The following is a 6,131-nucleotide window of genomic DNA, read 5'->3' on the forward strand; positions in this document are numbered from 1 at the left end:
AGACCCTGCACGGCGTCGTCACCTCCACCTGGCTGCGTGGAGAACGGATCGCCGACCACGGCACCCTCGCCGAGCCCTCCGGCCGACTCCTCGAACGACACCGCTAGGAGCGGCTCCGTCCGCACGCGTCACCCCTGGTCAGGTGGCCGCCGGTCGACCTCTCACGCTCAGAGGGTCGGGCGGCGGCTGCTCCAGGGGCGTACGGCCTCGATCGCGGAGGCCACGCGGAACACGGCGGCATCGTCGTAGGTGCGTCCGACGACCTGCACTCCCGTCGGGACACCGTTCGACGCCCATCCGGACGGCACGCTCAGCACCGGGCAGCGACTGGCGATGTTGAACACCGTGGTCATGGCGGCCTCCAGATAGGACTCCAGTTCGACACCGCCGATCACGACCTTGGTCGAGAGGTAGTCGTCGTCCGCCTTCAGCGCCGGGATGGCCGTCGTCGGGCACAGCAGCACGTCATAGCGGTCGAGCAGGGTGCCGAGCGTCGACTGCACCGCGGCCTCCAGCTCCAGACCGCGCATGATGCTGCCGGGCTCGCGGACGGCCTCGGCGGTCCGCTCGGCGAAGTCGAGGGCGTACGGGGTGAGCAGATCGCCGTGCTCCGCGGCGACCGATGTGACGTACGGGCCGAAGATGGAGCCGAAGTGGATCATCGCCGCCGCCATGACGTCCGCGCGCGTGATCGGGACCTCCACCTCCTCCACGACGGCTCCGGCCGCGCGCAGGCCCTCCGCAACCGCGCGGGTGTTGGCCTCGACCTCGGGATCCACCGGCCAGTCCCCGAGGCCGACCGACAGCGCGACCCTCATGCCCGCGACGCCCTCGAAGTCCTCGGGCAGCGTGAACTTGGGGCGCAGGGAGACCGCGTCGAGCGGGTGGGGCCCCGCGATGACGTTCTGCAGGAGGGCGCAGTCACCGACGGTCCGCGCCATCGGACCGTCGTGGCAGTACGTGTCCAGATTGAACGGCGCCATCGCCGGCACGCGCCCGTACGGAGGCTTGTATCCGACCGTGCCCGTGAACGAGGCGGGGATGCGGATGGAGCCCCCGATGTCGGAGCCGGTCGCGAGCGTCGTCACGCCGGCCGCGAGTGCGGCGCCGGAGCCGCCCGACGAACCACCCGGACTGAACTCCAGGTTCCAGGGATTGCGCGTCACGCCCCACAGCCGCGACTGCGTGAAGGCCGCGCAGCTGAACTCCGGGGTGGTGGTCCGCGCGTGCACGATGCCGCCCGCGGCCAGGACCCGCTCGACGACCGGGTGCGTCGCGTCGGCGATCTCGTCACGGAAGGCCAGCGAACCGTCCGTGCTGCTGCGGCCCACGAGCGGCTGCTCCTCCTTCGTCGCGACCGGCAGCCCCTCCAGTGCGCGGGGTGCCTCCCCCTTGCCCCCGTACCGGGACTCGGCCTCGCGCGCGGTGGCGAGCGCCTGCTCGAAGGTCTGCTCGGCGAGGGCGTTGACCCGGGGCTCCACGGCTTCGGCGCGCGCGATGACGGCGGTCATCAACTCGACCGGTGACAGGGAGCGGTCGCGGAAGCGGGCCAGGGCCTCCGTGGCAGGCATGTAGGCGAGTTCGGTGATGTGGGTGAGTTCGGTCATGGGAGCATCGAACAGCTGCCGAATCAGGGCGTCAACGCTGTTGACGTAAGGCCGGTCGCACGAGGGACGAGGGGGAGAAAGTGAGCGGGGAATCCGTAGGGGAGGCGCTCCGGTACCTCGTGCCGCCGCCGGCCGAGGGCGGTACGCCGCTCGACCGGGACCGGATGCGCGCCTCGTGGGGCCGGGAGTTCCCGGCCGACTACCGGAAGTTCGTCGAGACGTACGGCGCGGGGTCCGTCGAAGGTTGCCTGGTGATCCAGCAGCCCGCGTACAAGGACGCCGAACCGACGTCCCCGTACGGGGGCATGCTCCTGGAGACGATCAACGCGGAGGCTGCCTGGGCGCGCGAGAGGAAGTCCCCCCAGCTGGAGGGTACGGACCCCGTGCTGATCGCCTGGGGAGTCACCACGAGCTCGGACCTGCTGTGCTGGGACGCGTCGGACGGCGACCCCGCCGCATGGCCGGTCCTGGTGCGCAACCGCGACGACGACCTGTGGCGGCGCTACGACTGCGGCATGGTCGCCTTCCTCGTACGCGTGCTGCGCGCGGAGTTCGACGAGTGTCCACTCGGTGACCTCACCCTGTGGGGGAGAGGACCGGCGCTCTTTCTGACCGAGACGGAACAGAAGCGCCTGTGGGCGCGGGGCGTGAACCCGTGGGAAGGGAAGGGGAGTTGATCCCGCGCACATGGCACCGCGAGCCGAGCGCGGTCTGCCCGTCCGCTTCGCCACGCCACACTGCGCACGCATGCACACGACGCCCAGGGCCCATTGCGCTACCCCAGCCACACTCCCTCACGCATCACGACCCTGCCCCGCTGCTCCGGCACTCCGCGCCAGGCGCGAACGGTCCGCGGCGCCACGCGCAGGTACACGAAGGGGGTCTCTTCCCCGCGGGGATCCCAGCCGAACTTGCCCACGAACGCATCTGCGGCAGCCTCGGGTACGTCCCGCGCGGGGTAGCACGTCGCCTCGCCTTGCAGCAGCACCACGTCGAAGGCGTCCGGCAGTGCAAGCCGTACGCGCGGTTCCTCGCGTAGATTGCGCACGGTCGCGGAGTCCGCGCCGGTACACATCCATGCCGCCTTCCCGTCCCACAGAAACCACAGCGGGACCTGATGCGGACCGTGGTCGGGGTGGGCTGTGGACACCCAGATGTCGCGCTCCGAGGCGAGCCGTTCCAGGGTGTCCCGCCTGCGCTCCGCCGTGTCACGGACAACGATCTTCGTAGCTTGCATGGGCGACGACGTTATCGAGCGGGTCCACGGTGCGCATGGGGCGCAGGTCCTAGGCCCGGAGGCGGACCGCCTGGTGTGCGCGTCCGCCCACGGACGCGCAGCGGACCGCGGAGCAGCGGCTCAGTAGCGGTGGCCGGGCCAGTGAGGGTCCTCCCAGCGGTCGTGGCCGGTGACACCGAGCAGCCGTATCCGGTGCAGCAGATCCTCGGAGGCGCCATGGGCGCGAAGCCGGGCAGGTGCGTGGCGGACGAGCCATGCGGTCAGCTCGACGCGCATCTCCTCGCCGTTCTCCCACGCCCACCAGGGGAGTTGGTCGCCGAGCAGGTCGTACTCCCAGTGGTCCGCCGCCTCGGCCAGGTGGCCGTCCGCGACGGGGCCGCTCAGTGTCTCCCAGACGTCGAGCCACGGGCGCACTGTGCCCGTGGCCTCGGCGGTCAGGACAAGGAGGTCATGGGCGGGCACGGCGGGATCCGCATCGGTGAGGGTGTACGCCCACCAGGCCTGCAGGAACTCCTCGACGGCGGCGGCCTGTTCGGTGGGCCACTCCTGCCATGCGCCGAGAGCGAAGGTCAGCCCGACCCGTTCGATGCCGAAGAGGGGTTCGATGAGGCCGGCGACGAGGGCAGAGGCGAACTGGGGCAGGATGCGACGCAGCACGGAGGCGTTGTCTTCCCAGTCGGTGGCCTGCTGTGTGCGCTCCAGGAGCTCGAGGTCCAGCTCGACGTCCGCGACCTTGAGTTGCGCGAGGTCCTCCGCGCTGCCCCAGTGGCACTCGCAGTTGGATTCGTCGGGGCGTGCGGTCATGCCGCGGAAGGTGACGGCGAGGCGGTCCAGCGCTGCGTCGAGGCGCAGTCGTGCGCGGGGCTGATCGGGGTTCATCACGGCGTTCACCTTGGGGGACTCCGGCCCGTCGCGCGGGCCGAAGATCGCCAACTTACCGGGACGGCACCGGCGCCGCCACCTCTTTGATTGCGGCCGGCGGCCTTTCTCGCGCGCCTCGTTGTCCGACTTCTCGAAGCGTGGCGAGCGACCTCGGCGTCATGCGAGTGTCCGACGACGCCGCAGATCAACCTCGGCCGCGTGTGTGCTCGCGGGCGGTGGCCGCCGCTCGTTCGGCGGCCTCGGCGACGGCGGCGGCGGCCCGGGCGGCGCGTCCGTCCGCGTGCCATGCGTCGATGAGCCGGACGGTGGGGCCGGGAGGGAAGATGCCGAGCCGGCCGAGCAGCGTGAGGTCGTCGCGGACCGCCTCGTGGCGGACGACCTTGCCGTCCTGCAGGTGCAGGACATGGACCTGTTCGGAGTCGATCTCGGCCCCGGTGGGCGGGATCGCCTGGAGAAGGGCGCCGTCGCGGTAGTGGACGAACGGGCCGGTGTGCCGGCCCCTCATGTGCAGCCGTATCCACACCTGATCGCCCTCGTGGACGAGGTCGGTGACGGGGAAGCTCAGGTCGGTGAAGGCGGAGCGAAGCCACGCGCCCGAGGCAAGCGCGCCTGCGGGCCCGGGAAGTGAGCAGGCGGCGGGGGAGACGACCGCCTCGCGGTTGGTGAAGTCCTGGTGGACGACTTCCGCGGCAAGCGCCGTGTCGCCGGTCGCCAGGACCGTGAAGAGTCCGCGGGCCGCGTCCTCGGGTGACATTCCCATGGGTTCGGTTCCTCTCGCGCAGGGGGCGGTGGGCCGCCCCGACCGATATTCAGGTTACACACCACCTATTGAATAGGTTGGCCGTTTCCGCGGCTAGGCTGACCCCATGCCGACCAAACGCAAGTACGTCTCACCCCGGCGCGAGGAAGCCGCGGCCCAGACGCGTGCGCGGATCCTCCAGTCGGCGACCGGGCTGTTCGCCGAGCGCGGCTACGGGCGCGTGACCGTCGCGGACATCGCGGCCGAGGCGGGGGTCTCCTCGAAGGCCGTCTTCGCGAGCGCCGGCAGCAAGGGGGACATCCTCAACGAGATCGTCGACACGGCCGTACGAGCGTCAGGCGACGAGCGGACGATGCGTGCGGTGCTCGCCGAGCGGGACCTGGAGTCCGTACTCGGGGCGCTGGCCCACGGCACCCGGCTGGGCAACGAAGGCCTGTTCACCGTGCACGAGGCGATCCACAAGGCGCTGCCGTCGCACGAGGACGGCGAGGCCCTGTGGGAGCGTGCCACCGCCGACTACCGCGCCGCTCTCCGTACCACCGCACGGCACCTGCACGCCGTGGCGGCGCCCGCCTGCCCGGAGGAGGAGACGGCGGACCTCCTGTGGTTCTGGTTCGGCCCGGGCGGCTGGCGCACGCTGGTCGCCGAGAACGGCTGGACCTGGGATCGCGCCGAAACCTTCCTGCTCCGCACCGCCCTCGCCACGTTGCGGACGCCGTAAGCACCGGCTGACGGGCGGTCACCGATCGATGCTCGACACATATTCCTGTCGCTGTCCGGCAGTGACAGGTAGACTTGTCGCATGACCGACCTGGACGGGATCCCTACTCCCGACAAGAGCGACGAGAACTTCTGGAGCGCCCTCTCGAACCTGGTGGAGCCCCCCTGGAACGAGCCCACCCTGGACGACGCGTGCACGATGGACGACAGGGTCCTCGACGCGGTGCGAGCCCTGGCCGAACGGATCTCGACCCGCGCACTGGCCTATGCCGCCGCCGACAAGCCCTTCGACCCCGTTCTCATGACGGCGCCCGACGTGCAGCTGGCTCTGCTGCGGGCTCTGTACGAAGCCAAACTGTCCGTCGACCGGCTGGCGGAGAGCGCCGCCACCGTCGCCGGCCGCGGCGGGGCGAACTACGCCCAACTCGGTTCCGCCTGGGGCGGCATCAAGCGTCAGTCGGCCCGTCTCAAATGGCCCCACGCCGTCGTGCGGAAGTCCGCCAAGGAGTCGATCCCGCTCCAGTACGCGGGGGGCGTCGCCGTCGTGCACCACGACGCCGACACCGACGCCTGGTGGTACACCGCCACTGCCGCCGACCAGCGGATCGAGGAGTCGGACCCCGTCCACGGCACGTACGCCGAGGCCATCGCGGGGGCGACCGAGTTCCTCCTCGCACACGCCCGGCCCCACGGGCAGCCGCCCGCCTGACACGAGCCGAACCACAGCAGACGCGCCGTCAACTCCGCGTGTGGTGACGGTGTGAAGATCCGGGCGGGTGGATCTTGCCTCTATCCTTCGACGCTCTATGAACCATGCTGATCACCGTTCCGGCCGGGCAGGCATCCGGGACGTGGCCGCCGCCGCCGGGGTCTCCATCACGACTGTCTCCGACGCGCTCAACGGCAAGGGCCGACTCCCGGACGC

At 70.9% G+C, this 6,131-nt stretch carries 8 protein-coding genes; 4 read left to right on the forward strand and 4 right to left on the reverse strand.

Features of this window, described 5'->3' with window-relative positions:
• Positions 1-167 precede the first annotated feature (167 nt).
• Positions 168-1,607 (reverse strand): amidase, encoded by a 1,440-nt coding sequence (locus tag ACF07V_RS38695; protein ID WP_392160888.1) that lies wholly within the window; start codon positions 1,605-1,607, stop codon positions 168-170.
• A gap of 80 nt (positions 1,608-1,687) precedes the next feature.
• Here ACF07V_RS38695 and ACF07V_RS38700 point away from each other — a divergent pair, with 80 nt between their 5' ends.
• Entirely contained in the window at positions 1,688-2,284 is a 597-nt protein-coding gene (locus ACF07V_RS38700) for a hypothetical protein (protein ID WP_392160889.1), read from the forward strand.
• Positions 2,285-2,382: 98 nt separating this feature from the next.
• On the opposite strand, the gene ACF07V_RS38705 is transcribed toward ACF07V_RS38700, so the two are convergent.
• The 3 genes from ACF07V_RS38705 to ACF07V_RS38715 form a co-directional block, all read right to left on the reverse strand.
• Positions 2,383-2,844, reverse strand: a complete 462-nt coding sequence (locus ACF07V_RS38705) for a pyridoxamine 5'-phosphate oxidase family protein (protein ID WP_392160891.1) — start codon at positions 2,842-2,844, stop codon at positions 2,383-2,385.
• 120 nt (positions 2,845-2,964) lie between these two features.
• On the reverse strand, positions 2,965-3,723 hold the full coding sequence (locus ACF07V_RS38710; protein WP_392160893.1) for a hypothetical protein: 759 nt from the start codon (positions 3,721-3,723) through the stop codon (positions 2,965-2,967).
• Between the two features lie 187 nt (positions 3,724-3,910).
• The gene (locus ACF07V_RS38715) at positions 3,911-4,486 is read right to left on the reverse strand and encodes an ester cyclase (protein ID WP_392160895.1); all 576 of its coding nucleotides are present in this window, start codon (positions 4,484-4,486) and stop codon (positions 3,911-3,913) included.
• A gap of 106 nt (positions 4,487-4,592) precedes the next feature.
• Here ACF07V_RS38715 and ACF07V_RS38720 point away from each other — a divergent pair, with 106 nt between their 5' ends.
• From ACF07V_RS38720 to ACF07V_RS38730, 3 genes are all read left to right on the forward strand, one after another.
• A complete protein-coding gene (locus ACF07V_RS38720) occupies positions 4,593-5,207 on the forward strand; it encodes a TetR/AcrR family transcriptional regulator (protein ID WP_392160897.1) in 615 nt (204 codons plus the stop codon).
• Positions 5,208-5,288: 81 nt separating this feature from the next.
• Positions 5,289-5,915, forward strand: coding sequence for a hypothetical protein (locus ACF07V_RS38725; protein WP_392160899.1), 627 nt, complete (start codon positions 5,289-5,291; stop codon positions 5,913-5,915).
• A 97-nt stretch (positions 5,916-6,012) separates the two neighbouring features.
• Positions 6,013-6,131, forward strand: a 119-nt coding sequence (locus ACF07V_RS38730) for a LacI family DNA-binding transcriptional regulator (protein ID WP_392160901.1), incomplete at its 3' end; no start/stop codon positions are given.

This window comes from Streptomyces sp. NPDC015661, assembly GCF_043077765.1.
GTDB lineage: Bacteria > Actinomycetota > Actinomycetes > Streptomycetales > Streptomycetaceae > Streptomyces.

Coding starts and splice junctions, on each gene's coding strand:
- ACF07V_RS38720 (WP_392160897.1), top strand. CDS start 4,593: ATGCCGACCAAACGCAAGTACGTCTCACCCCGGCGCGAGGAAGCCGCG.
- ACF07V_RS38705 (WP_392160891.1), bottom strand. CDS start 2,844: ATGCAAGCTACGAAGATCGTTGTCCGTGACACGGCGGAGCGCAGGCGG.
- ACF07V_RS38715 (WP_392160895.1), bottom strand. CDS start 4,486: ATGGGAATGTCACCCGAGGACGCGGCCCGCGGACTCTTCACGGTCCTG.
- ACF07V_RS38695 (WP_392160888.1), bottom strand. CDS start 1,607: ATGACCGAACTCACCCACATCACCGAACTCGCCTACATGCCTGCCACG.
- ACF07V_RS38710 (WP_392160893.1), bottom strand. CDS start 3,723: ATGAACCCCGATCAGCCCCGCGCACGACTGCGCCTCGACGCAGCGCTG.
- ACF07V_RS38725 (WP_392160899.1), top strand. CDS start 5,289: ATGACCGACCTGGACGGGATCCCTACTCCCGACAAGAGCGACGAGAAC.